Source organism: Streptomyces sp. CLCI03 (assembly GCF_053615355.1).
The window spans coordinates 5,115,532-5,137,549 of sequence record NZ_CM132132.1 but is presented as its reverse complement, the minus strand read 5'-3'; the positions used below and the strand labels follow the sequence as shown (position 1 = coordinate 5,137,549).

The window sequence follows — 22,018 nt, the reverse complement described above, 5'->3', positions numbered from 1 at the left end:
CGCCCACGGTCACGTCGTGATCTTCACCGTGTACGCGCCGGATCGGGTGCGGTCCGCCACTTCGATGGTGATCCGCTCCCCCGGCACGGTGTACGTCTCTCCGACCTCCAGCGGCGCGTCCGCCAGCGGTGGGTACACCGAGCGGTCCCAGCACGCCTCCGTCGACGGGTGCGCGTCCAGCACCTCGATGGGGCCGCCGCCCGACGAGGCCTCGTTGCGCACCCGGTAGACCAGGACGCCCTCCGTGCAGGTGTCCCCGTCGTTGCCGGCGGAGCCCCGCGCCTCGACGGCGATCGCGCTGCCGGGGCCGGTACGGATCACCGCGAGCCGGGTCCCGCCCGTGCCGCCGCTCGGCGGGGCCTGGGCCAGCGGCTGCAGGGTGTGCATCGAGGAGCCCGTCTGCACGCAGTCCACCTGGGCGGGGTCCAGCCAGCCCAGCTTCCACTTGTGCCAGGCGAAGAGGTCCGGGGCCATGCCGAACTGGCTGCCCATGACGTCCCAGTCCCCGACGTAGGTGTCCCAGTCGCCCTTGCCGTCCGTGGGCCGGTGGTAGAGGTCGGGCAGGTCGAAGACGTGCCCGGTCTCGTGGGCCAGGACGTTGCGGTCCGGCGGGTGGCGTTCGAAGACCGTGACGATCCGCCGCAGTTCCGTGCCGTCCGCGACGATCGGGTGCTCGAAGTTGACGACCTTGGTGGCGTCGGAGTCCACGCCGGGCGCGTCCGGGTCGGCGACGAAGTAGACGACGTCGTACTTGCGGAAGTCCACCTGGGCGTCGGCGGTGGCGACCGCGTCCCGGAGGTAGGACGCCCGGTCCTCGGCCGCCCAGTCGCGCTTTATGCCGTACGCGGTCGACGGCTTGGGCATCTGGATCCACTGCTTCTGCGGGTGCGGGGCCAGCCGGAACCGCCCGTACGAGGCCTGCTCGAAGAAGTCGCTGGTGGCGGGGAAGTAGTCGGCGACGATCTCCTCGGTCTTCAGGGTGCTGTGGTGGTCGGGGAAGGAGAGGAAGACCATCACGGCGTCGAGGGTGCGTTCGGGCTTGGGGTAGGCGCCGTTCCAGGTGTCCAGGCCGAGGGAGTGGTGCGCCGAGGTGCGGGTCAGCGCACAGGGTCCGGCTCCGGAGTCGGCCACCGCGGGGCCGGCGACGAGCGACATGGCGGCGAGCGCCGTCAGAGAGGTGAGTCCCGCGGCGGTACGTCGGAGGCGGGAGCGTTCCACTCCCCCGGGTGTCTGCTGTCGCGCCACATCGACCTCCGGTGGTGGATTCGTACCTGTTCATCCACCTTGAGGCGATTGTCTTACTAATGCCCTGTTCCGCTGCCCCACACGAGTGAGTAATACGGCAAGTCGGTGACCCCCGAACTTCACGCCCTTGCCTACAGAACGTCACGACCGATCACCTGAGATCAGCAGAAGCCCTCGCACGCTCAGAGCCGCGCAGAAACGATCGCCCGGTCGTGCGTCGACGATCCGTCATCATGCCGAACCGAACCGTCTCAACCGGTGGCGCCGCTGGATAGGGCCTCCCTACAGCCTCTATGATCGGCACACTTTCCTGCGCGGACACTCACGAACACTGCGGGAGCCAACGGTGAGCGGAACCTCAGAAGGAACCGGTTCGGCGGCCGACAGCATCCGATCGGCCATTACGGAGCGTCACCCGGCAGTGCCGGTAGTGCCGTCGGCGTCAGCCGGCCAGGCCACGCCGGCGTCGTCGTACCGCGCCGACTCCGACCTGCGCGACTACCGGGCCGCGTTCAACGCGGCCCACCTCGCCATGGCCGTCGTCGACCGCGAGGGCTACGTGGTCGCCGCCAACCTGGCTTTCGCCGGGCTGCTCGGCAGCGAACCGCACACCCTCGTGCACCGGTCCGCCGCCGATCTGGTGGACCTGGCCGCGGAGGCCCGCACCTGGGCCGCGTACCAGGAGGTGCTCCGCGGCCGGCAGGCCCGACTGCGCTGCACCCGCCGCCTCAAGCATCCCGACGGACACTCGCTCTGGACCGAGGTCACCCTCGGACCCGTCCCCGGTACCGGGGACGTCCTGCTGTCGGTGACCGACATCAGCGACCGCCGCGACCTCCAGGCCCGGCTGCGCCACCTGCAGATGCACGACCCGGTCACGCGCCTGCCCAACCGTGCGCTGTTCTTCGAGCGGCTCTCCGCCGCCCTGGAGGCCTCCTCGTACGAACACGGCGGCGGCACCGGCCGGATCGGACTGTGCTATCTGGACCTCGACGGGTTCAAGGCCGTCAACGACACCCTCGGCCACCGGGTCGGCGACCGGCTGCTGACGGCCGTCGCCGCCCGACTGACCCAGTGCGCCGACCAGTCCGGCTACGGGCGCACCGGCGGGCACCTGGTCGCGCGCCTGGGCGGCGACGAGTTCGCCCTGCTGGTGGAGGACTCCACCGGCACCGAACAACTCGCCGATCTGGCGCGGAGCGTGCTGGCCGCCGTACAGGAACCTTTCGACCTGGCCGGGCAGCGGCTGTCGGTCTCCGCCTCGATCGGGGTCGTGGAGCGGGCGACGGCCGGCACCTCGGCGACCGGGCTGATGCAGGCCGCCGACACGACGTTGTACTGGGCCAAGGCGGACGGCAAGGCCCGCTGGACGCTCTTCGACCCGGAACGCAACGCGCACCGCATGACCCGCCAGGCCCTCTCCTCCACGCTCCGACCGGCCGTGGAACGCGGCGAGTTCGAGCTGGAGTACCAGCCGCTCGTGGACCTGGAGAGCGGCTCCGTGCGCGGGGTCGAGGCCCTGGTGCGCTGGAACCACCCCCAGTTCGGCACGCTCACGCCGAATCGGTTCATCGGAATCGCCGAAGAGGACGGGTCCATCGTCCAGTTGGGGCAGTGGGTCCTGCGGACCGCCTGCCGGCAGGCCCGGCGCTGGCAGATCGAACAGCCCAGCGACGCCCCCGTCTTCGTGTCCGTCAACGTCGCCGTCCGCCAGGTCTGGGACTCCGACCTCGTGGGCGATGTCGCGGAGATCCTGGCCGAGACGGGCCTCGCCCCGCAGCTGCTGCAGTTGGAGCTGACCGAGTCGGCCGTGATGGGCTCGGCCGGCCGCCCACTGCAGGCCCTTCAGGCGCTGAGCGACATGGGCGTGCGGATCGCGATCGACGACTTCGGCACCGGCTACTCGAACCTCGCCTACCTCAGCAGGCTCCCTGTATCAGTTCTGAAACTGGACGGTTCCTTCGTCCGGGGGTTCCGCTACGAGGAGGGCACGCACCCGAACCCGGCCGACGAGACCATCGTCGAGGCCCTGGTGCAGCTCGCGCACCGGCTCGGGCTGACGGTGACCGCGGAGTGCGTGGAGACCGCCGGGCAGGCGGCACGGCTGCGGCGCGTGGGCTGCGACACGGGTCAGGGCTGGCTCTACTCCCGGGCGGTGGCCCCGGAACGGATCGCCGAGATGATCGGCACCCGGCCCGGCGCGGACCACCCCTGCTAGCCGTTCCGGTTGGCTGTTCGGCGGGCTTCTAGGGGCTCTTTCCTCGTTGGACAGCCCCGAACCCCCCTGTGACGATCTTCAGGCCAAGGGTTCTTGACCAAGATCCTGACCTGTGGGGGGAAATCGCCATGAAGCTCACCCGTACCGCGCTCGCCCTGACCGCCGGCGCCCTGACCCCGGCCCTGCTGCTCGCCACCCCGGCCCTCGCCACCGCCGCGCCGGCCAAGACGTCGGTCACGGCACCGGCGAGCGCGACGCCGGGCTCCGACACGGAGAACGCCGCCACCATCGCCAAGATCCTGGCGGACCCGGCGAGCGGCAAGGGCGTGATCCGCGCGGCGAACGCGGCCCTCAGCGGCACTCCCGAGGACCGCGTGGCGTTCCTGACCACGGGCTTCGCGAAGGCCCAGGACGAGGACAACAGGGTCGCCATCGGCCGCATCCTCGCCACCACGCCGGCCACCAGCAAGGCCGTCCGACGCGAGATCACCAAGGCCATGGACGGCACCCCGGCCGACAGGACCGCCTTCCTGAAGCCCGGCCTGCGACTGGCCCAGACCGAGGACGACCGCGTCGCCGTGGGCGTGATCATGGCCCGTCCGGGCATCAGCGAAGCCCTGTACGCGGCGGCCCAGAAGGTCGTGGACGGCACCCCGGAGGAGCTCCGCCACTTCATCACGGTCGGCCAGTACCAGTTCTGACCGCGCGTGCGGCAGCCCCGGCCGGGGCTGCCGATCCGCCGTAAGGTCAGAGGCTCCGCACGAAGGTGGTGAACGCGGCTGCCGTGACCGTGAAGACCGGCCCGCCGGTGTTCTTGGAGTCCCGGACCGCGACCCGGCCGTCTCCTCCGGTGGTACCGCCGCACGAAGCCGTGCGCCAGGCGGCGGTGCCGAGGGGGGAGCACTCGACGCAGTCGCCGCCGGTCCCGCCGCTGTAGCTGGACTTACGCCACAGCACGCCCGACCGGTCCTGGATGGTCCCCATAACGTTCCTCCCGTACACGGGCGATCAGAGCCGCCGATTCGTCCATCGAGAGTGCTGCGGCCTGCAAATGGTCATAGCGATGTGCACAGTCGCTGGCCGTCTCGGGATTCGCTGTCACATGAGCCGAACCGTAGCTCTCGGCATAGACGATATCCGGGTCCCCTTCGAACCGAAGAACGTTGAACGCCCCAACAGTGGCCGGGTGATGACCCGCGCTGAACGGAAGAATCTGGATCCGCATCTCGCGGGTATTCCGGAAGTTCAGCAGGTGGCTCAGCTGGTCTCGCATTATTTCGCGACCGCCGAACGGCCGGTGCAGCACGGCTTCGTCAAGTACCACCCAGACGAGCGGCGGGCGCTCCCGGGTAAGGATGCGCTGACGCTCCATCCTCGCGGCCACCGCCTCGTCAAGCTTCTCTCCCCACCCCGCCTGGAGGACCGCTCTCGCGTAGGCCTCCGTCTGCAGGAGTCCGTAGACCAACTGCGGCTGGAACGATGAGATGTGCGTCGCCCTGGCTTCCATCTCCGCGTAAGCCTGAAACCAAGCCGGCAGCTGGCTCCGCAGGACCAACCCCACCAGGCGGGAGAACACACCGCCGGTGCCCAGCGCGGCGTCCACCCGTTCCGAGAAGTCCCGCGTCGGGACCCGCTTGCCGTTCTCGATCATGCCGATCAGGGAGCCCGTGCAGAAGATGATCGCGCCGAGCTGTGCCTGCTTGAGGCCCGCTTCTTCTCTCAGCCGGCGCAGCTCGTAGCTGTAGTAGTCCAGCGGCGAGGCGCTGGGATCGATGTCGCGGGCCTGGACCATGGGACGGTAACCCCCATACGAACGCGGGTCGGAGCCGGATTCGGCCTGCGGCCGAGCGTAACGACTCCCCTACGCTCCGGGGTCGGAATCGTCAGATCCCGACCTCGACCGCGGGGTAGGCCTCGACGTAGTTGTCGCCGTCGGCGCCGTAGTAGGTGCAGGTGCGCGCTCCGAGGTCGACGTCGTACCAGACGACGCCTGCCTGCCGGCAGCCCTGGACGAACTCGGGGAACGTCGTCTCTCCCGCCTGGTCCGCGCGCAGGGCCGCGACGAGCGTCTCGCGGTCGAACGGCGCGACGTCGATCATGCCCGTGGCCGGCGGCCCGCCCTGGACGACGACCGGCCCCGCGTCGGTGAGGTACAGCATGGCGTTCGACGGGACCGCCATGCGGCAGTGGGTGACGCCGGCCTGGCGGAGGACCTCGGCGAGGTAGGGGAAGCCGCCGACCTTGGGGCGGACGGTCGCCGCGCGCTCCAGGGCGGCCTGCAGGGTGGTGATCGCGGTGCTGATGGTTCCTCCCTCCTATAATGACAACAGGTTTACGCACTGACATCATGTTGTCAATCCAAGGAGGCGAGGCGGCATGCCGGACGAGATGGCCCTACTGGTCGCCGACGTGTTCGAGGCGGCGGGAGTGCTGCGCAGGTCCGGCGAGGCGATCGCCGCGACCGAGGGGCAGACGCAGGCCCGGTGGCAGCTGCTGAGCGTGGTCTCCGAGGAGCCCCTGACCGTGGCCCAGGCCGCCCGCCGCCTCGGCATCGCACGCCAGGGGGTGCAACGCGTGGCCAACGATCTCGTCCGCGAGGACCTGGCCGACTTCCGGCCCAACCCGGACCACCGCGGCTCGCCGCTCCTGACCCTCACACCCCACGGGCACCATGTACTGGACAAGATCACGGCACGTGCCGCCGATGTGCACCGCGCGCTGACCGCCGACATCTCCACCGGCGAGATCACCCGCGCCCGCACCCTGCTGCACCGCCTCATCGAGCAGGTGCACCGCCACGAGGCCGAAGGCCGGATCCCGCCCGGGTGACACACCTCCGCCCCGCCCCCGGGAGAGTGGGGGCGGGGCACAGGCGTCGCTCGGCGCGGGGTGGGGGGAGATCAGCAGGCGCCGAGGTCCTTCCAGACGCCCCACTCACCCGTGGTGCCAGGAGTCTCGTTCTGCGTCCACCACTGGGCCTTGTACTTGCGGCCGTTGTGCGCGACCTCGTTGCCGGCCGTGTAGATCGTGCCCGCGACGTACGCCGGGGTCGAGCCGCAGCCCGTCGGCGGGGTGGTCGGGGGCGTGGTCGGCGGGGTCGTGGGCGGAGTGGTCGGAGGCGTCGTCGGCGGGGTGGTCGGCGGGACGGTGGTTCCGCCGAGGGCGTCCGAGATCTGGTTCAGCAGGGTGGTGTTGTTGTCCAGGCCGAGCAGGGAGTACATCATCGCGCCGGCCAGGCCGCGCTGCTTGCCGTAGTCGACCCGGGCCTGGATGGCCTTCTGGTTGAGGCCGGTGAAGAACTCGCCGTCCTTGTAGAAGTACGAGGCCTTGGCCTGGTCGTCCCAGAAGGTGGTCGCCGGGTTGTCGACGAGGCCGCCGAGCTCCTTGTAGTTGGCGATACCGGCCTGCTGGCTGGTGGGCCGGGCGCCGGAGGCGCCGGTCGCGGACTGGGCGAGACCGTTGTTCGCCCCTGCGGGGACGCCCTTCCAGCCGCGGTAGTAGAACTCGTAGCCCAGCGTCAGCTTGTTGGCGGGGAAGCCGCCGGTGATGCCGTAGGCCGGGTTGCCGTCGATCCAGGAGTCGATCGCGTTGTCGATGCTGTACTTCTGGGTGCCCGGCGCGATCGGGTCGGTCGGGTCGCCGGCCGGGGAGTACAGCGGGGACTGGTGGTAGGTGGGGCCGTCGCTGTCCCAGGCGCCGTGCATGTCGTACGTCATGATGTTCGCGTAGTCGAGGTACGCGCCGATCTTGTCCGTCTCGATGTACTTGATCTTGTCCTGGCCGGCCGGGAGCGCCGAGGTCAGCAGGTACTTCTTGCCGCCGTTGGCCTGGCCGTAGGCGTCGAGCTGCTCGCGGAACTCCTTGAGCAGGAGCGTGAAGTTCTGCTTGTCCTCGGGGGCGTAGTGGTTGCCGAGGTGGCCGCCGGAGGAGCCCGGGTACTCCCAGTCGATGTCGATGCCGTCGAAGATGCCGGCCGCGACGCCCTGGCCGCCGTATCCGCCCTCGACCGGCAGGTTGCCCTTGATGTACTGGTCGATGCAGGAGGAGACGAGCTTCTTGCGGGAGGCGTCGGTCTTCGCCGCGTCGCTGAAGTACTTGGAGTAGGTCCAGCCGCCCAGTGAAATGTTGATCTTCAGGTGGGGGTACTTGGCCTTCAGCTGCTTGAACTGGTTGAAGACGCCGACGATCGGCTGGTCCCACTTGTCGGCGACCCCGCTGACGCTGTCGGCGGCGCTGAAGGACTTCTGGTAGTCGGCGTACGAGTCGCCCGCGCCGTCACCGGCGTTGGGGTTGTTGTCGTCGCCCGCCGCCTTGTTCGCCTCGAAACAGGTGAGGTTGGTGGGGTGGATGTTGCCGAACGAGTAGTTGATGACGTCCAGCTTGCCCGCTATGCCCCGGGTGTCGAGGTGCTTGGGGTAGAAGGCGTTGCCGTACACGCTCCACTGGTCGTAGTAGGCGATGCGGACGCCGCCCGCCGCGGCCCCGGCCGAGGCGTCGGCGGCCTGGGCGGTGCCGAGTCCCGCGAAGGAGGCCAGCGCTCCGGCGGCCAACGCGGCCGTGGCGGCGGCTGCGAGGAGTGGTTTACGGATGTGCATGAGCTGTCTCCGTGGGGGTGGGAGGGGAGTTCAAGCGGTTCGGGTGAGAGAAGTGATAGCGATCACTCCACCCCCACGTCAATGGTTCGGACCAAAGAAGGACTAGACCACTCACGCGCTATTTCCCCAAGTCAGAGACATGGGCGCACATCAGAAACCGCCCGCCACCCCGGGTGACGAGCGGTTTAAGGCTGCCTTCAGGCAGCTCCTCGCAAGGTTTCGGCAACAAACCAGCCAAACGCCGTTCGTACGCCGTCAATCGGCAGCGGGCGCCTCCACCGGCATGCCGTACGCGTCCGCGACGAGCTCGTACGAACGCAACCGGGCGGCCCCGCTGTGGGCGTTGGTGGTCAGCATCAGCTCGTCCGCGCCCGTCCTCTTCGCCAGGTCGTCCAGCCCCGTGCGGACCTCGTCCGGGGTGCCGTGGACGACGTTCGCGAGCCAACTGTCCACGAACTCCCGCTCCAGCGGGGAGTACGCGTACGCCGCCGCCTCCTCGGGCGTCGGGATCAGACCCGGGCGGCCGGTGCGCAGGCGCAGCATCGACAGCGCGCCCGTGAGCACCTGGGCGCGGGCCTCGGCGTCGGTGTCGGCGGCGAGCGCCGAGACGCCGATGACGGCGTAGGGGGCGTCGAGGACGGCCGAGGGGCGGAAGGTCTGGCGGTAGAGGTCGAGCGCGGGCAGGGTGCCGGCCGCCGAGAAGTGGTGGGCGTAGGCGAAGGGCAGGCCGAGCTCGCCGGCGAGGCGGGCGCTGAAGCCGGAGGAGCCGAGCAGCCACAGCGGCGGTCGGCCGGTGGGGCCCTGGACCGGGCCCGGCACGGCGTGCACGCGGGCGTACGGATGCCCGTCGGGGAAGTCGTCGTCGAGGAAGCGGGTGAGCTCCGCGAGGCTTCGGGGGAACTCGTCGGCGGCCTCGTCGAGGCGTCCGGGTCCGCGCAGGGCGGCGGCGGTGCGGCCGTCGGTGCCCGGGGCGCGGCCGAGTCCGAGGTCGATCCGGCCCGGGGCGAGCGCCTCCAGGGTGCCGAACTGCTCGGCGACGGCGAGCGGGGCGTGGTTGGGCAGCATGACCCCGCCGGAACCGAGCCGGATGCGGGAGGTGTGCGCGGCGAGGTGGGCCAGGATCACGGCCGGCGAGGAGCTGGCGACGCCGGGCATGGAGTGGTGCTCGGCGACCCAGTGGCGGTGGTAGCCGCGGGACTCGGCGAGGCGGGCGATGTCGACGCTCGTGCGAAGTGCGGCGTGGGCGGTGCTGCCCGCGCCGACAGTGACGAGGTCCAGGACGGAGAGCGGTACGGTCGCCCGGCCCGGTGCGGTGGCGCGGATCCCGTCGCCCGCGTTCCGGTTCGCCTCGCGGCTGCCGCGCGCGTCGCCCTGTGCGTCGTCCCCTGCGTCACTCATCGTCGCTCCCGTTTCGCTCTCCGGTCCGTACGACATCAGTGCGACACCGTACGAAGAGTTCGAACCGTGGGCGGCCGCCGGGCATTCCCCGCGCTGGGAGTCGTCGCGCATGCCAGTGGCATATGCCAATGGAGTAGATCCAGGCAGGCAGACCTGATTGAGCCATCAATCTCATCAACAGGCGCTCCACATGGGCCTCTTGATGGCTATCGTGGTAGGGCAAGCGGTAACAACCTGCTAGGGGGAAACCGTGGCGCTGAAGCCCGAGCCGACCGCGCCGTTCCACTCGGTGCAGTACGCACTACGCGTACTCGAAACGATCGCGCGTCACACCGGTGGTGTGACGGACGCGCAGATCGCGCGTGAGACCGGCCTGCCCGCAGCCCATCTCGCTCCGATGCTGCTCATGCTGCGCCGGGAGGGATACGTCCTGCAGGTGTCCGACGGTGCTTACGCCATAGGGGATTCCCTCGTCCTGCTCGGCTCCGGGATCGACCGGCAGCAGGCGCTCACCGACAAGCTCCAGGAGACCCTGGACCGGCTGCGCGACTCGGTCGGCGCGGCCGTCTACATCAGCCGGTACGTGGACGGCGAGGTCAGGATCACACAGTTCGCGGACAGTCCCCGCACCCCGAAGGTGCACGAGTGGGTCGACTTCCGCTCCGCCGCGCACGCCAGCGCGGTCGGCAAGTGCCTGCTGACGCAGCTGGACCTGAACGGGCGGCGCGACCACCTGTCCCGACACAAGATCGCCCGGCTCACGTCGAAGACGATCGTGAACGAGCGGATCCTGTTCTCCAAGCTGGACGCCCAGCCCGCCACCGTGCCGATGCTGGACCTGCAGGAATACGCCGTGGGTACCGTCTGCGCGGCGGTGCCGATCACGGCCGGTGCCTCGGTGGGCTGCCTGGCCCTGTCGATGCCCGTCGAGCACGCGCACCGGCTGCGGGCCGCCGCGGACACCCTGAACCGCAAGGCCGCACCGCTGCTGCTGTCGCTCACGCTCTAGGAACCGATCGGACGGGCCCCGGCGGGGCCTGGCAGGCCCTGGCAGGCCCTGGCGCAGGCCCGGAAAACACTTCGGGCGGTTCCCGGTGAGACCGGAAACCGCCCGAAGGACAGGTGCGCCGCCAGGGACTCGAACCCCGGACCCGCTGATTAAGAGTCAGCTGCTCTAACCAACTGAGCTAGCGGCGCCTGCTGACAGAGAAAATACTACCCGGTCCTCAGGGGTGCTCAAAACCATTAGCCGCGGAGGTACGCGAGGACCGCCAGGACCCGGCGGTGGGTGTCCTCGGCGGGCGGCAGGTCGAGCTTTCCCAGGATGTTCCCGATGTGTTTGCCGACGGCCGCCTCGGACACCACCAGCTCCCGGGCCACGGCCCCGTTCGACTTCCCCTCCGCCACCAGGCCCAGTACCTCGCGCTCCCGCGGGGTCAGCGCGGCCAGCGGGTCACGCCGCCGACGCAAGAGTTGGCGTACGACCTCCGGGTCCACCACCGTGCCGCCGCGGGCCACCGTGACCACCGCGTCGAGGAACTGCTCCACCTGCCCGACCCGGTCCTTCAGCAGATAGCCGACACCGCTGCCGTCCCCGGAATCCAGCAGGTCGGCGGCGTACGAGCGCTGCACGTACTGGCTGAGCACCAGCACGGGCAGGCCCGGGCGCGCGGCCCGCAGCTCGACCGCGGCGCGCAGTCCGTCGTCGGCCAGGCCCGGGGGCATCCGTACGTCGGTCACGACGACGTCCGGGGTGTGGGCGGCGACGGCGGCGCGGAGCTCGTCCGCGTCGCCGACCGCGGCCACCACCCGGTGGCCGAAACGCGTCAGCAGGCCGACGAGTCCTTCGCGCAGCAGGACCCCGTCCTCGGCGAGGACGATGGTCAGGGATGGCTCGTGGGGCTGATCACCGGGCACGGGATCTCCAGGCTCAGAACGGTCGGGCCGCCGGGCGGGCTGGTGATCGTCAGTGTGCCATCGAGGACCGCGATCCGGTCGGCCAGTCCGGTCAGCCCGGAGCCGGCGGCCGGATCGGCGCCGCCGCGGCCGTCGTCGGCGACGTCGATGCGCAGGGCGGTGCCGGTGTGCCGGGCGGTGAGGGCGGCGCGGGCCGCGCCGCTGTGCCTGCCGACGTTGGCGAGGGCCTCGCAGACCCCGAAGTAGGCGGCGGCCTCGACGGACTCCGGCAGGCGTGGCAGGGCGGTGCCCAGATCGGCGTCCACGGGGACGGCGGACCGCTCGGCGACGTCGGCGAGGGCGCCGGTGAGGCCGTAGTCGGTGAGCACCTGCGGGTGGATGCCGTGGATCAGCTCGCGCAGTTCCGCGAGGACCTTGCCGGCCTCGTCGTGGGCGGTCGCGAGGCGGTCGGCGAGCGGGCCCGGGGGTGCGTCGAGGCGGGCCAGGCCCAGGGTCATGGTGAGGGCGACGAGCCGCTGCTGGGCGCCGTCGTGGAGGTCGCGCTCGATCCGGCGGCGCTCGGCCTCGAAGGCGTGGACGAGCCGGGCCCGGGAGCGGGTGACCTCGGCGAGCAGGTTCTTCAGTTCGCGCTCGCGGGGAGTGAGCAGGGCGCGGGTGAGGGCGGCGCGGGCCCCGGCGAGCGCGCCGAGCGGGTGGAGGAGGGCGGGCAGCAGGACGGCCCCGGCGGCGGCGCAGGCGAAGGCGGCCGGGTAGGAGGTGACCAGCCACAGCTTGATCACCTTGACCTCGCCGTCGGCGGCGAGGGCGAGCTGGAGCGGGGTGGTGAGCAACAACAGCGGCAGACCGAGGAGGACCGCGACGGCGGCGAGGTCGACCCACCAGAGCAGCAGCCCGTGCAGGACCGCGTAGGCGAGCTCGCGCCAGGTGGCCTGCTCGCGGTAGCGCAGCCGGGCCCAGGCGAGGAGGCCGGGCTCGGCGGGCGTGCGGTGGGGGGTGCGGGCGGGGGCGCGGTCGACGAGGCGCAGCCGGCGGCGCTCGACGGCGCCGGTCGGTACGCCGACCAGGCAGAGCAGGGCGAGCAGCGGCAGGCCGACGAGGACGGGGCCGAGGGCGGCGCCGGCCCCGGCGAGGAGGACGAGGGCCAGGAGCACGGGGATCCCGGTGAGGGCGCTGCCGACGAGGTATCCGGCGGCCCGCCAGGGCCGGGCGGACCGCAGGTACCGGCCGCCGGTCGGGGCGGGCCAGGGGGTGCGGGGCTGATCGTCCATACGGGCAAGCTATCCGGGGGCCCGGCGGAGCGGGATACCTCCTGCGGGCGTCCCGGGGGTAGGCCTGGCCCTACCCCCGCGCGGCCGCCGGCCGCGCGGGAACGGGCGGGGCGACCCGACCGCACCGGGCACGGGAAGTCGGGTCCGGCACAGGGAGACCTCCCTAGCGTGGAGATCCGTGAGGGAAGGACGGCCAGGAGTGCTGGAGCGGCTGAACCAGGCCATGGACCACATCGAGGAGCACCTCGACGAGCCCGTCGACGTGGCCGAGCTGGCGCGTATCGCCATGACGTCGGAGTACCACTTCCGGCGGATGTTCTCCGCGCTGGCGGGCATCCCGCTCTCCGAGTACGTCCGCCGGCGACGGCTGACGCTCGCGGGGGCCGAGGTGCTCGCCGGGCGGCGGACGCTGCTCGATGTCGCGGTGCGCTACGGCTACGGCTCGGGCGAGGCGTTCGCGCGGGCCTTCCGCGCCATGCACGGGGTCGGCCCCGGCGAGGCGCGGCGGACGGGTGCGGCGTTGCGCTCCCAGCCCCGGATGTCCTTCCGGTTGATCGTCGAAGGGAGGAGCAGCATGCGCTACCGGGTGGTGGAGAAGGACGGGTTCCGGCTCGTGGGCAGGGGGACGCGGGTCCCGCTGGTCTACGAGGGGATGAACCCGGCCATCGTGGAGTTCGTCAAGAGCATCGGCAAGGAGACGCTGGGGCGGTGGGAGGCGTACGGGTCGGGTGAGCCGGGCGGGGTCCTGGCCGTGGTCGACAACCACTCCGCGCAGGACGCGGAAGGCACCGAATTGGACTATTTCCACGGGGTCCTGAGCGACGAGGACGTGCCGGGGGCTTCGGAGAGCCTGGACGTGGGGCCGGGGACGTGGGCGGTGTTCGAGTCCTCGGGCGAGTTCCCGCTTGCGGTCCAGCACCTCTGGCGGGACGTGTACACGCAGTGGTTCCCGTCGAACCCGTACCGGAGCCGTCCGGGCCCGTCGCTCTCGCGCACGCGGGTGTCGCAGGACGGCACGCACGCGGACGCCGAGCTGTGGATCCCGGTGGTGCGGGCCGACGACTGAGCCCCGGCGGGGTCACGGCCCGTCGGGTGCTTCGACGCCGCCGCACGGCCGGTCGTTCCGCGCTGGAGGTGTCCCCGGCCGTCGCAGCAGATCGGAACGGCCCTGGGCCGCGTAGGTCGCGAGGAGCGCGGTCAGGGCGGCTTCGTCGAGGCGGCGATAGCCACCGGTCGGGGAGCGGTGCCAGACCGGGTCCGCGCAGCCGAAGCCCTCGTGGCGGAGGGAGACCCGGTGGATCTTGTTCGTGGCCGTGGTCGGCATGGCCCGGACGACGCGGACGTAGCGCGGGGCCATCTTCGTGCCGAGGTCGGGCTGGTGGGAGAGGAAGTCCGCGAAGGCGGCCGGGTCGAAGGCCGCGCCGGCCCGCAGGGCGAGGGCCGCCATGACCTGGTCCCCCGCGACCTCGTCCGGGACGGCGTAGACGGCGACGGCCGCCGCGTCCGTCCAACGGGCCAGGATGTTCTCGATGACCGCGGCGGCGAGGTTCTCGCTGTCGACCCGGAGCCGGTCGTCGGTGCGGCCCGCGAAGTAGAGGAAGCCCGCCGGGTCGCGGAAGAAGAGGTCTCCCGTCCAGTACCAGCCGTCGCGGGTGCGGTCGGCCTCCGCGTCCGGGTTGCGCCAGTACCCCTCGAAGAGGCTGCGGCCGCGGTTGACGAGCTCGCCGATCGCCGCCGAGCCGTTGAGCAGGCGCCCTTCCGGGTCGAGGACCGCGGGCGGGCATTCCGCGCCGGTGGCCGGGTCGATCACCGCCAGGTCGTCGCCGGAGCCCGCGCGGCCCAGGGCGCCGGGCGGGGTGTCCGGGGTGTGCTGGACGGAGGCGCCACCCTCGGTGGCGCCGTAGCCCTCCACCAGCCGGACCCCGAACCGCTCGGCGAAGCGGGCCGCGTCCACCGCACCGGCCTCGGTGCCGAAGCCGAGCCGCAGGGTGTGGGAGCGGTCGTCGGGGCGGGGCTCGGTGGCCAGGAGGTACTGGATCGCCCGCCCGACGTAGGTGAAGTACGTGGCCCCGTAGGCCCGTACGTCGTCCAGGAACGCGGAGGCCGAGAAGCGGCGGCGCAGCGCCACCGGTGCCCCGCCGACGAGTGCCGGCAGCCAGTCGGCGATGACGGCGTTGCCGTGGAAGAGCGGCATGCAGATGTAGTGGACGTCGTCCGGGGTGACGGTGAACCGGCGGGCCAGCGCGGCGCCGGCGGCCGCGAGCCGGCCCTGGGTGCAGATCGCGGCCTTGGGGGCGCCGGTGGAGCCGGAGGTGAAGTAGAGCAGGAGCCGGGAGTCGGGTGCGGGGGCCCGCAGGGCGGCTTCTCCGGGCTCGGCCGCCGCGTAGGGGGCGAGCAGGGCCTCGTACTCCTCGGTGCCGGTGACCAGGACGCGGACGCCGGGCAGGTCGAGGCCGCGCAGCAGCGGCAGGTGGGCGCGCTCGGTGATCAGGATCCGGCAGTCGGTGTGCAGGATGTCGCGGGCCAGCTCGGGGCCGCGCCGGGTGGGGTTGATCCCGGCGACGGCGGCCCCGGCGAGGGCCGCCGCACCGAGCCAGAACGGGAACTCGGGGGTGTTGTCGAGCAGGACCCCGAGGTGCGGCTCGGCCCCCGGGGGCATGAGGTCGACGAGGAGCGCGGCGCGTGCGGCGGCCTCCTGGACGGTCCGGTGGTGGGTGAGGACGTGCCGCTCGGTGTCCTGGTGCATCAGCCCGGGCCGGTGGTCGCCCCATTGGCGCGCTATGAGCTCCGCGACGGTGTCGGGTGCAGTCGTCGTCCGCATGCCGCCGGAGGTTAGTTGACGTTACGTCAGAACTGAACGTCGGAGCAGGCGTAGAAGGCCATCGGGGTGTCGTTGACGGTCCAGACGGCCAGGATCATGTGCCGGCCCGTCTTTCCGCTCGGCATGGCGCCCTGGTGGACGGTGGTCATCGAGGGGCGGGCGCCGTTGTAGGCGACGGTGAGGAAGGGCTGGGGTTCGAGGTCGGCGCGGGTGAGGGCCCTGGTGCCGGTCCAGCCGTTCTTGGTGACGTAGTACTTGAAGTCGGTGGTGGAGTGGTTGGCGGTGAACTGCCACCGGAAGGCGTAGCTCTGCCCGCTGGTCACCTTGGTGGTGGGCCAGGCGCCGCCGCGCGGGTCGTCGAGCTCGGAGAACTGCGAGAGTCCGCCGGAACATATCTTGCCGTCGGCGGGGCCGGCGGCCGGGAACCCCTTGAAGCCCTCGACGCTCTGCGGCTCCCACTGGATCGCGCCGCAGTTGGAAACGGTGCGGTTGGCGCAGAGCTTCTGACGACTGATGGGCGTGTCGGTGTAGCCGTGGCTGCTGGCGGTGGGGGCGCTGACGAGCGTGATTCCGGCGACGAGGCCGATGCCGAGCGCGGCGACGCCGGCCCGCCTGGGCATTCTGGGCATGCGGATGGGACGCATGATGCTCCTTGAACGTGGGGGGAGTTCGATGAGAGCGCGCGCGTGTGGGGATCAGGTCTAGACCAAGTCCCAGATTATTGACGAGAGTTGGCCATGTCCATACCAATGGGAGAACGGGTGGTCCGTCACCTTCCGGCCACCCGTTCTCCCGCGCGCTCCCGCCCCGCCGGCGCCCCTACTCGGAGCGGCCCGTGCAGAAGGCGACCGTGAGGTCCTTCACCAGCGCCTTGCGCTCGTAGTCGTCGAGCTCGACCAGCCCGCGGGAGGTCAGCCGGTGGACGGTGTCGTCGACGGCGTCCACGACCGAGGTCAGCACGGTGTCCCGGTGCTTGGCGTCGATCGCCGCGACCCGACGCCGACGCATGGCCTCGGCCACCTCGGCCGCGTACTCGATCCGGGTCGGCTGGGCCGAGAACACCTCGATCCCGACCGCCTCGGTCTCGGCGGCCAGCATCCGGGTCAGCGCGTCACCGACGGCCTCGGCGTCGCGCAGGGTCGGGGCGTCCTCGTGGAAGGCGTCGGCGGGCAGCTGCGACAGCACGCGGGCCATCGCCGATTCGACCTGCTCGGCGAGGTACTCCGTGTGGTCCTCGACGGCGAGGGTGGCGCGTGCGGTGTCCCGGACCTGCCAGACGACCTGGACGACGACCTGGAGGGCGAGGCCGCCCGAGTCCACCGCGGGCATCGGGTCGCTGCGCCAGTGCCGCAGGCGTACGTCGACACGCCGGCGCAGGAGCAGGGGGCTCACCCAGGTCAGGCCGGTACGCCGGACCGTGCCGCGGTAGCGGCCGAAGAGGGTGAGCACCCAGGCGTGGCCGGTGCGGGACCGGCCGAGTCCGCCGAGCGCCACGAGGGCGACGATGCCGAGGAAGGCGAGCGGCGGCCAGTGGGTGGCGCGCAGGCCCTGGTAGGCGCGGGGCGCCGCCCCGAAGGCGGCGACGAAGGCGGCGGGGACGGCCCCGGCCCGCCAGAGCACGGCCACGCAGCCGGCGAGGGCGAGCCCGCCGACGGCCACGCCGACCCAGCCGGGCAGCACCGGGCCGCGGTGCTCGCGGAGCTGGTCGTCGCCGCGCGGGACGCGGCGGCCGGGGGCGGGGCGCGGGGCGCGGGGCGCGGGTGCGGTGGCCGCGGCGGGTGCGGGGGCGGGGACCACCGGCGGCCGGCGCGTACCGCGGAACGGGAGGTGCACCGGCACCTCGGTGACGGAGGTGCCCCGGTGGACTCCGGAGTGCGGGAGGTCCGGCGCGGCAGCCCCGTCGTCCAGGCCGCGGGCCACCGCCTGGGCGACGATCTCGACCGGTCCGGGCCCGGGGATGCCGGAGTGCGGTGCCGCGTCCCCGGGTTCGGGCGTGGTGACCGGTCCGGGCTCGGGCTCGAACTCGCGCTCGGGTTCCGGCTCGGGCTCGGGTTCGAAGTCGGGCTCGGGCTCGAACACGGCTTCCGGCTCGGGGGCGGCTGTGGCGGCTGCGGCCTCGGCTGCGGCTTCGGCTCGCGGTACGGCGTCCGGCTCGGTCCGCGGGTGGACCTCGGTGGTCCGCAGGCGCAGGGTGGCCCCTCCGACGGGGGCCTCCGGCTCCTGCGGGTGCGGGATGTCCAGGCCGGCGGCCGACGGGTCGGCGGCGCCCTGGTCGGCCTCGTCGTACGGGTGGGCCCGCGCCGCCGGCACCTCCCAGCCGTGCGTCGGCTCGGGCGTCGGGCGGGCGGCCTGCGCCGCGGCCCAGCCGAAGGAGGTCTCGGCGGCGACGGCGTGCTCCGGGGCGGCGACCTCGCGCGGCGCCGCGACGGCCACGGCCGCGTAGGCCGGCTCCGGCACGGGCGCCGGCTCCGCGGCCCACCCGGGGTGGACCGCCGCCGGCACGGCCATGGGCGCGGGGGAAGGAGCCGGGGCGGGCGCGGGGGTGGGATCCGCCGACCGGACCGCCACCGGGGCGGCCAGGGGCGGCACTCGGAGGGTGCCCGTCGTCGAGGTGGTGCGCGTGGGGAACATCGTTACCTCCGTCATGCGAACAGCCGGCGCCAGGTTTCCGGGCCCGGGTAGCCGTTGGCCGAAGCGCCGGTCCAGCCCTGCGCGCGCTGGAAGGCCTCGACGTTGCGGCGGTCGGCCTCGCTCCAGCGCGGGCCCGGACCGGATGTGTAGTACTTGCCGAAGCCCTTCTTCACCAGCTGACGACCGAGCGCCCTGATGGCCTCGTGCGACTGCCCCGGGCGGAACACCGCGGCACCCGGGTAGGCCCGTACCCCACCCGGTCCGGGTGCGGCCGCCACCGTCGGCGGGATGTTCTTGCCCTGCTTCTCGACGAGCAGCTTCCAGGTGTGCGCGCCCGGGATGCCGTCGGCGTCCGCGCCCGTCCAGCCCTGCGCGCGCTGGAAGGCGGCGGTGGCGAGCTTGTCGTGGTCGCTCCACGTCCGGTCGGCCACCCCCTTGGGGTAGAACCGGTAGGCGCCGCGCTCGATCAGCATCCGGCCGAGCTGGGCCACGTGGTCGTTGGTGGCGCCGGGGGCGAACTTGTCCGCGCCCGGGAAGACCGTCGCGTCCCCCGGCTTGGGGCCCGCCGGGGCGTCCGGGAGGAGGCCGCCCGGGACCCCGTTGAACCGGTACGGGACGTACTTCGTCGCGTTGCTCCAGTACCCGTAGGGCGTGGCCAGCTTCCGCGTGTTCGGGCGCGTCTGCTCGTAGGCGACGTAGTGCGTGCGCGTCGAGTCGACCCAGCCGCCGAAGATGACGACGTGCGAGCCGTTGTTGGGGTCCGCCGGGTTGTGGAAGAGGAGCATGTCCCCCGGCAGCAGGTCATCCTTGGTGATCTTGGTGGCGAACTTGTCGAGGCTGCCGGTCCATTCGTTCGACCCCAGGTTCCAGACCATGGAGACGTAGCCCGAGCAGTCCTGTCGGTACCCGTCCGTCCAGTACTCGGACATGCTGTACGGGACCCCCGCGTCCAGCCACAGCTTCGCCCGGTTGATGATCGTCGCGCGGTCGATCCGTCGCACCGCGCCCGGCTGGGCCGGAGCGCCGGGCTTCCCCACCGGCCCGCCCTTGGGGCCGTGCAGCGGGGTCCGGGCACCCTGCGGGGAACTCGGGTCGTCCAGGACCGCCGGCCCCGGGGACGGGGGCGGGGCGACCTGGGCCACCGCGGTCGCACTGCCGCCGCCGAGGACCACTCCCGCGGCGGTGGCCAGCACCAGCGCCCTGCGGGCGCCGCGCGCGGCCGGGTGCCCCCCGTCCCGGAGCGGTATGGCCCGCGCGCGGGCGAGGGCGCGGCGGCGCTGGGCGCAGCCCCGGCACGCACAGTCGCCCGCGGGCTCGTACTCCTGGAAACCGGGCATCGGCATCTGCACATGCGTCGGAGGCTGCATCGTCATGCGGATCCGTCCACTCCCCTGCTCATCCACTCGTCCACTGGTCCACCGGTCGACCGGAGCCGCACCTGATGAAGCATCAGATGCGGCAGGCGCAGACACATGGTGCACGATAAACCCGTCAAACATGGGTTAATCGGACAAGGCGGGCGTGGCTGGTCACGGGCACCCCTGGAGGTGGGGTAGAGTTTTCCCTGTCAGCAAGCGCCGCTAGCTCAGTTGGTTAGAGCAGCTGACTCTTAATCAGCGGGTCCGGGGTTCGAGTCCCTGGCGGCGCACAGACGGAAGAAGCCCCTCGCAGCGAAAGCTGCGAGGGGCTTCTTCGTTTTCCGCTCAGGCCGCGGTGCCCGGCGCGCCCGGACGGGCTCCGACGCCGGTCAGGTAGGCGGAGACCACCACGTTCGCCGTGTACTCCTTGGCCGCCTTGTCGTAGGTGCCCCCGCAGGTCACCAGCCTCAGCTCGGCGCGGCCCCGGACCCGCTGGCCGTAGGCCTTGTGCGCGTCGAAGGCCGCGCGCTCGTAGACCCGTACGTCCTCGATCGTGAACTCGGCGACCGATCCGTCCGTCCGCACCACCCGCACCTTGTCGCCCGGCTGCGCGGAGCTCAGGCCGTAGAACACGGCCGGCTTGGACCGGGTGTCCACGTGCCCCACCATCAGCGCCGTCCCGGCCGCACCCGGCTGGGTGCCCCGGCCCCACCAGCCCACCGTGCCCGGCTGGTCGTACGGGGGCGGGTCGATCGCCCCGTCCTTGTCCAGGTCCCGGGAGATCACCGGGGCCTGGATGCCTATGGACGGTACGTCGACGCGCTGGGGCGGGGCCGCGGCGAGCGGGGCGTGCGCGGCCGGCAGCCCCGAACCCACCGTCCCGCCGGCCTGACCTGCGGGCGGGGCCGGTGCCACGGTGAGCTGGCGGCCCCACAGCCACAGGCCGAGCACCAGCACCGCCCAGGCGGCGAAGGTCAGCAGCCGGCCGCCCGCCGAGGCCTTGTCCTCACTCACCTGGCCCTCACCGACCTCACTCGCCGCTGCGGCGGCGGCGCAGGGCCAGCGCCCGGCCCGCGACGGCCAGCGTGGCCACCGCGGCGAGGACGGCGCCGATCACCGTGTGCGGCAGCCCCGGGCCGTCGGTGCCGTGGGCCTTCTTGACCGGCTGCGCCGCCAGCTCGGCCGCCATTCCGCCGCCGCCCGCGTGGACCGGCCAGACGGGACTGGGGTGGTGGGACGGGCGGTACTGGGCGATCCGGACGGAGCCGCTGAACTTCTCGTGGCCGTCGCACATCACCCGGACGGAGTGCCAGCCGGGTGAGACGTGCGAGCTGATCATCGCGTCGCCGTAGAGCGGGCTGCGGCCGCCGTCGCGGCCGTAGAGGTCGACGTCCGACACGAAGGCGGCGGACTTGGCCGCTCCGCGGGTGCCGTCACACCCCTGGACGCGCAGCTTGACCTGCGCTCCGGGGTGAGCCGGATTCGGGTCGACCGTGACGCTGCCGCGGTCACCGCGGTCACCGCGGTCCTCTTCGCCCGCGAGGGCGATCGGCGCGGTCACCACCGAGAACGCCGCCAGAGTGACGGCCATCGCGGTGGCGCGGACAGCGATCGGAACACTGCGCATGGTGAACCTCCTCGACAAGGAGATTCACGCGCGGCGCGCCGCCGCGCATCCGGAGCGGCGCCGTACGTGTCGGCCGTACGCCCCAAACGCGCTACGCCCGTTCGGCCGTACGCCGTACGCCCTGCCCGGGAACGGATCAGACCAGGTCGACCAGATCCGCGATCGAGGCGACCGTCTTGGTGGGGCGGAACGGGAACTTCTCGGTGTCCTGCTCGGTGGTCAGGCCGGTGAGGACGAGGAAGGTCTGCATGCCCGCTTCCAGACCGGCCAGCACGTCGGTGTCCATCCGGTCGCCGATCATCGCGCTGGTCTCCGAGTGCGCGCCGATGGCGTTCAGGCCGGTCCGCATCATCAGCGGGTTCGGCTTGCCGGCGAAGTACGGCTTCTTGCCGGTCGCCTTGGTGATCAGCGCGGCGACGGCGCCGGTGGCCGGGAGCGGGCCCTCGGTGGAGGGGCCGGTCTCGTCGGGGTTGGTGCAGATGAAGCGCGCGCCCCCGTTGATCAGACGGACCGCCTTGGTCATCGCCTCGAAGCTGTACGTCCGGGTCTCGCCCAGGACCACGTAGTCGGGCTCGTGGTCGGTCAGGATGTAGCCGATGTCGTGGAGGGCGGTGGTCAGGCCCGCCTCGCCGATGACGTAGGCCGTGCCGCCCGGACGCTGGTCGTCGAGGAACTTCGCGGTGGCCAGCGCCGAGGTCCAGATGTTCTCGACGGGGACCTGCAGCCCCATGCGGCTCAGCCGGGCCTGGAGGTCGCGGGGGGTGTAGATCGAGTTGTTGGTCAGCACCAGGAAGGGCTTGCCGGACTCGCGCAGCCGCTTGATGAAGGCATCGGCGCCGGGGATCGGGGTGCCCTCGTGGATGAGGACCCCGTCCATGTCGGTGAGCCAGGATTCGATCGGCTTGCGCTCTGCCACTGGACTGTTCTCCGCTCTCGGTGA

The 22,018-nt window shown here is 72.0% G+C and carries 20 protein-coding genes and 2 tRNA genes; 6 read left to right on the top strand and 16 right to left on the bottom strand.

The genetic code is table 11. From position 1 onward, the window contains the following. Window positions 1-9: 9 nt before the first annotated feature. Window positions 10-1,245: a M6 family metalloprotease domain-containing protein gene (locus tag ACWG52_RS23695; protein ID WP_375940391.1), complete on the bottom strand. Its 1,236-nt coding sequence runs from the start codon at window positions 1,243-1,245 to the stop codon at window positions 10-12. Window positions 1,246-1,591: 346 nt separating this feature from the next. Here ACWG52_RS23695 and ACWG52_RS23690 point away from each other — a divergent pair, with 346 nt between their 5' ends. Together ACWG52_RS23690 and ACWG52_RS23685 are read left to right on the top strand one after the other, a co-directional pair. Further along, window positions 1,592-3,463 (top strand): putative bifunctional diguanylate cyclase/phosphodiesterase, encoded by a 1,872-nt coding sequence (locus ACWG52_RS23690; protein ID WP_389817351.1) that lies wholly within the window; start codon window positions 1,592-1,594, stop codon window positions 3,461-3,463. 128 nt (window positions 3,464-3,591) lie between these two features. Continuing rightward, window positions 3,592-4,164: an ALF repeat-containing protein gene (locus ACWG52_RS23685; protein ID WP_453125830.1), complete on the top strand. Its 573-nt coding sequence runs from the start codon at window positions 3,592-3,594 to the stop codon at window positions 4,162-4,164. A 46-nt stretch (window positions 4,165-4,210) separates the two neighbouring features. On the opposite strand, the gene ACWG52_RS23680 is transcribed toward ACWG52_RS23685, so the two are convergent. The 3 genes from ACWG52_RS23680 to ACWG52_RS23670 form a co-directional block, all read right to left on the bottom strand. Beyond that, the gene (locus tag ACWG52_RS23680) at window positions 4,211-4,447 is read right to left on the bottom strand and encodes a DUF397 domain-containing protein (RefSeq protein WP_453125828.1); all 237 of its coding nucleotides are present in this window, start codon (window positions 4,445-4,447) and stop codon (window positions 4,211-4,213) included. Further along, the gene (locus ACWG52_RS23675; RefSeq protein WP_390169439.1) at window positions 4,407-5,255 is read right to left on the bottom strand and encodes a helix-turn-helix domain-containing protein; all 849 of its coding nucleotides are present in this window, start codon (window positions 5,253-5,255) and stop codon (window positions 4,407-4,409) included. The genes ACWG52_RS23680 and ACWG52_RS23675 overlap by 41 nt, the downstream gene beginning before the upstream one ends. A 91-nt stretch (window positions 5,256-5,346) precedes the next feature. After that, a complete protein-coding gene (locus ACWG52_RS23670; RefSeq protein ID WP_453129076.1) occupies window positions 5,347-5,733 on the bottom strand; it encodes a DUF1398 family protein in 387 nt (128 codons plus the stop codon). Window positions 5,734-5,839: 106 nt separating this feature from the next. Here ACWG52_RS23670 and ACWG52_RS23665 point away from each other — a divergent pair, with 106 nt between their 5' ends. Then, complete coding sequence (locus ACWG52_RS23665; protein ID WP_453125826.1) at window positions 5,840-6,292, top strand: MarR family winged helix-turn-helix transcriptional regulator; 453 nt, start codon at window positions 5,840-5,842, stop codon at window positions 6,290-6,292. Between the two features lie 71 nt (window positions 6,293-6,363). On the opposite strand, the gene ACWG52_RS23660 is transcribed toward ACWG52_RS23665, so the two are convergent. Next, on the bottom strand, window positions 6,364-8,058 hold the full coding sequence (locus tag ACWG52_RS23660) for a glycosyl hydrolase family 18 protein (RefSeq protein ID WP_033224789.1): 1,695 nt from the start codon (window positions 8,056-8,058) through the stop codon (window positions 6,364-6,366). 255 nt (window positions 8,059-8,313) lie between these two features. Next, window positions 8,314-9,456: an LLM class flavin-dependent oxidoreductase gene (locus ACWG52_RS23655; protein ID WP_389817331.1), complete on the bottom strand. Its 1,143-nt coding sequence runs from the start codon at window positions 9,454-9,456 to the stop codon at window positions 8,314-8,316. Between the two features lie 250 nt (window positions 9,457-9,706). On the opposite strand from ACWG52_RS23655, the gene ACWG52_RS23650 reads away from it, so the two are divergent. Continuing rightward, the gene (locus tag ACWG52_RS23650; RefSeq protein ID WP_389817329.1) at window positions 9,707-10,465 is read left to right on the top strand and encodes an IclR family transcriptional regulator; all 759 of its coding nucleotides are present in this window, start codon (window positions 9,707-9,709) and stop codon (window positions 10,463-10,465) included. Window positions 10,466-10,579: 114 nt separating this feature from the next. On the opposite strand, the gene ACWG52_RS23645 is transcribed toward ACWG52_RS23650, so the two are convergent. The 3 genes from ACWG52_RS23645 to ACWG52_RS23635 all read right to left on the bottom strand — a co-directional run bounded on the left by ACWG52_RS23645 (window position 10,580) and on the right by ACWG52_RS23635 (window position 12,641). After that, window positions 10,580-10,653: transfer RNA gene (locus ACWG52_RS23645), tRNA-Lys, on the bottom strand. A gap of 48 nt (window positions 10,654-10,701) precedes the next feature. After that, window positions 10,702-11,373, bottom strand: a complete 672-nt coding sequence (locus ACWG52_RS23640; RefSeq protein ID WP_390141384.1) for a response regulator — start codon at window positions 11,371-11,373, stop codon at window positions 10,702-10,704. Continuing rightward, entirely contained in the window at window positions 11,340-12,641 is a 1,302-nt protein-coding gene (locus tag ACWG52_RS23635; protein WP_389817325.1) for a sensor histidine kinase, read from the bottom strand. The genes ACWG52_RS23640 and ACWG52_RS23635 overlap by 34 nt, the downstream gene beginning before the upstream one ends. A gap of 199 nt (window positions 12,642-12,840) precedes the next feature. Here ACWG52_RS23635 and ACWG52_RS23630 point away from each other — a divergent pair, with 199 nt between their 5' ends. Then, window positions 12,841-13,707 (top strand): helix-turn-helix domain-containing protein, encoded by an 867-nt coding sequence (locus tag ACWG52_RS23630; RefSeq protein ID WP_033224785.1) that lies wholly within the window; start codon window positions 12,841-12,843, stop codon window positions 13,705-13,707. Between the two features lie 12 nt (window positions 13,708-13,719). On the opposite strand, the gene ACWG52_RS23625 is transcribed toward ACWG52_RS23630, so the two are convergent. The 4 genes from ACWG52_RS23625 to ACWG52_RS23610 form a co-directional block, all read right to left on the bottom strand. Beyond that, window positions 13,720-15,462 carry an AMP-binding protein gene (locus ACWG52_RS23625; protein ID WP_390169444.1) on the bottom strand — a complete coding sequence of 581 codons (1,743 nt, stop codon included), beginning with the start codon at window positions 15,460-15,462 and terminating at the stop codon, window positions 13,720-13,722. A 26-nt stretch (window positions 15,463-15,488) separates the two neighbouring features. Next, window positions 15,489-16,106, bottom strand: coding sequence for a lytic polysaccharide monooxygenase auxiliary activity family 9 protein (locus ACWG52_RS23620; protein WP_389817317.1), 618 nt, complete (start codon window positions 16,104-16,106; stop codon window positions 15,489-15,491). 175 nt (window positions 16,107-16,281) lie between these two features. After that, window positions 16,282-18,093 carry an SPFH domain-containing protein gene (locus ACWG52_RS23615; protein ID WP_389817314.1) on the bottom strand — a complete coding sequence of 604 codons (1,812 nt, stop codon included), beginning with the start codon at window positions 18,091-18,093 and terminating at the stop codon, window positions 16,282-16,284. An 11-nt stretch (window positions 18,094-18,104) separates the two neighbouring features. Further along, the gene (locus tag ACWG52_RS23610; RefSeq protein ID WP_389817379.1) at window positions 18,105-19,436 is read right to left on the bottom strand and encodes a peptidoglycan-binding protein; all 1,332 of its coding nucleotides are present in this window, start codon (window positions 19,434-19,436) and stop codon (window positions 18,105-18,107) included. 231 nt (window positions 19,437-19,667) lie between these two features. Here ACWG52_RS23610 and ACWG52_RS23605 point away from each other — a divergent pair. Further along, window positions 19,668-19,741 (top strand) — tRNA-Lys (locus tag ACWG52_RS23605). Between the two features lie 55 nt (window positions 19,742-19,796). Here the strand turns inward: ACWG52_RS23605 and ACWG52_RS23600 are convergent. From ACWG52_RS23600 to ACWG52_RS23590, 3 genes are all read right to left on the bottom strand, one after another. Then, the gene (locus ACWG52_RS23600) at window positions 19,797-20,465 is read right to left on the bottom strand and encodes a class F sortase (protein WP_389817312.1); all 669 of its coding nucleotides are present in this window, start codon (window positions 20,463-20,465) and stop codon (window positions 19,797-19,799) included. Window positions 20,466-20,481: 16 nt separating this feature from the next. Further along, entirely contained in the window at window positions 20,482-21,078 is a 597-nt protein-coding gene (locus ACWG52_RS23595) for a hypothetical protein (RefSeq protein WP_389817309.1), read from the bottom strand. A 136-nt stretch (window positions 21,079-21,214) separates the two neighbouring features. Beyond that, window positions 21,215-21,994: an HAD-IIA family hydrolase gene (locus ACWG52_RS23590; RefSeq protein ID WP_389817306.1), complete on the bottom strand. Its 780-nt coding sequence runs from the start codon at window positions 21,992-21,994 to the stop codon at window positions 21,215-21,217. Between the last annotated feature and the right edge of the window lie 24 nt (window positions 21,995-22,018).

Excerpts from the sequence above, each read along its gene's own strand:
- ACWG52_RS23655 (WP_389817331.1), bottom strand. The coding sequence starts at position 9,456 with ATGAGTGACGCAGGGGACGACGCACAGGGCGACGCGCGCGGCAGCCGC.
- ACWG52_RS23635 (WP_389817325.1), bottom strand. The coding sequence starts at position 12,641 with ATGGACGATCAGCCCCGCACCCCCTGGCCCGCCCCGACCGGCGGCCGG.
- ACWG52_RS23620 (WP_389817317.1), bottom strand. The coding sequence starts at position 16,106 with ATGCGTCCCATCCGCATGCCCAGAATGCCCAGGCGGGCCGGCGTCGCC.
- ACWG52_RS23625 (WP_390169444.1), bottom strand. The coding sequence starts at position 15,462 with ATGCGGACGACGACTGCACCCGACACCGTCGCGGAGCTCATAGCGCGC.
- ACWG52_RS23595 (WP_389817309.1), bottom strand. The coding sequence starts at position 21,078 with ATGCGCAGTGTTCCGATCGCTGTCCGCGCCACCGCGATGGCCGTCACT.
- ACWG52_RS23675 (WP_390169439.1), bottom strand. The coding sequence starts at position 5,255 with ATGGTCCAGGCCCGCGACATCGATCCCAGCGCCTCGCCGCTGGACTAC.
- ACWG52_RS23680 (WP_453125828.1), bottom strand. The coding sequence starts at position 4,447 with ATGGGGACCATCCAGGACCGGTCGGGCGTGCTGTGGCGTAAGTCCAGC.
- ACWG52_RS23660 (WP_033224789.1), bottom strand. The coding sequence starts at position 8,058 with ATGCACATCCGTAAACCACTCCTCGCAGCCGCCGCCACGGCCGCGTTG.
- ACWG52_RS23665 (WP_453125826.1), top strand. The coding sequence starts at position 5,840 with ATGCCGGACGAGATGGCCCTACTGGTCGCCGACGTGTTCGAGGCGGCG.
- ACWG52_RS23610 (WP_389817379.1), bottom strand. The coding sequence starts at position 19,436 with ATGCCGATGCCCGGTTTCCAGGAGTACGAGCCCGCGGGCGACTGTGCG.
- ACWG52_RS23685 (WP_453125830.1), top strand. The coding sequence starts at position 3,592 with ATGAAGCTCACCCGTACCGCGCTCGCCCTGACCGCCGGCGCCCTGACC.
- ACWG52_RS23615 (WP_389817314.1), bottom strand. The coding sequence starts at position 18,093 with ATGTTCCCCACGCGCACCACCTCGACGACGGGCACCCTCCGAGTGCCG.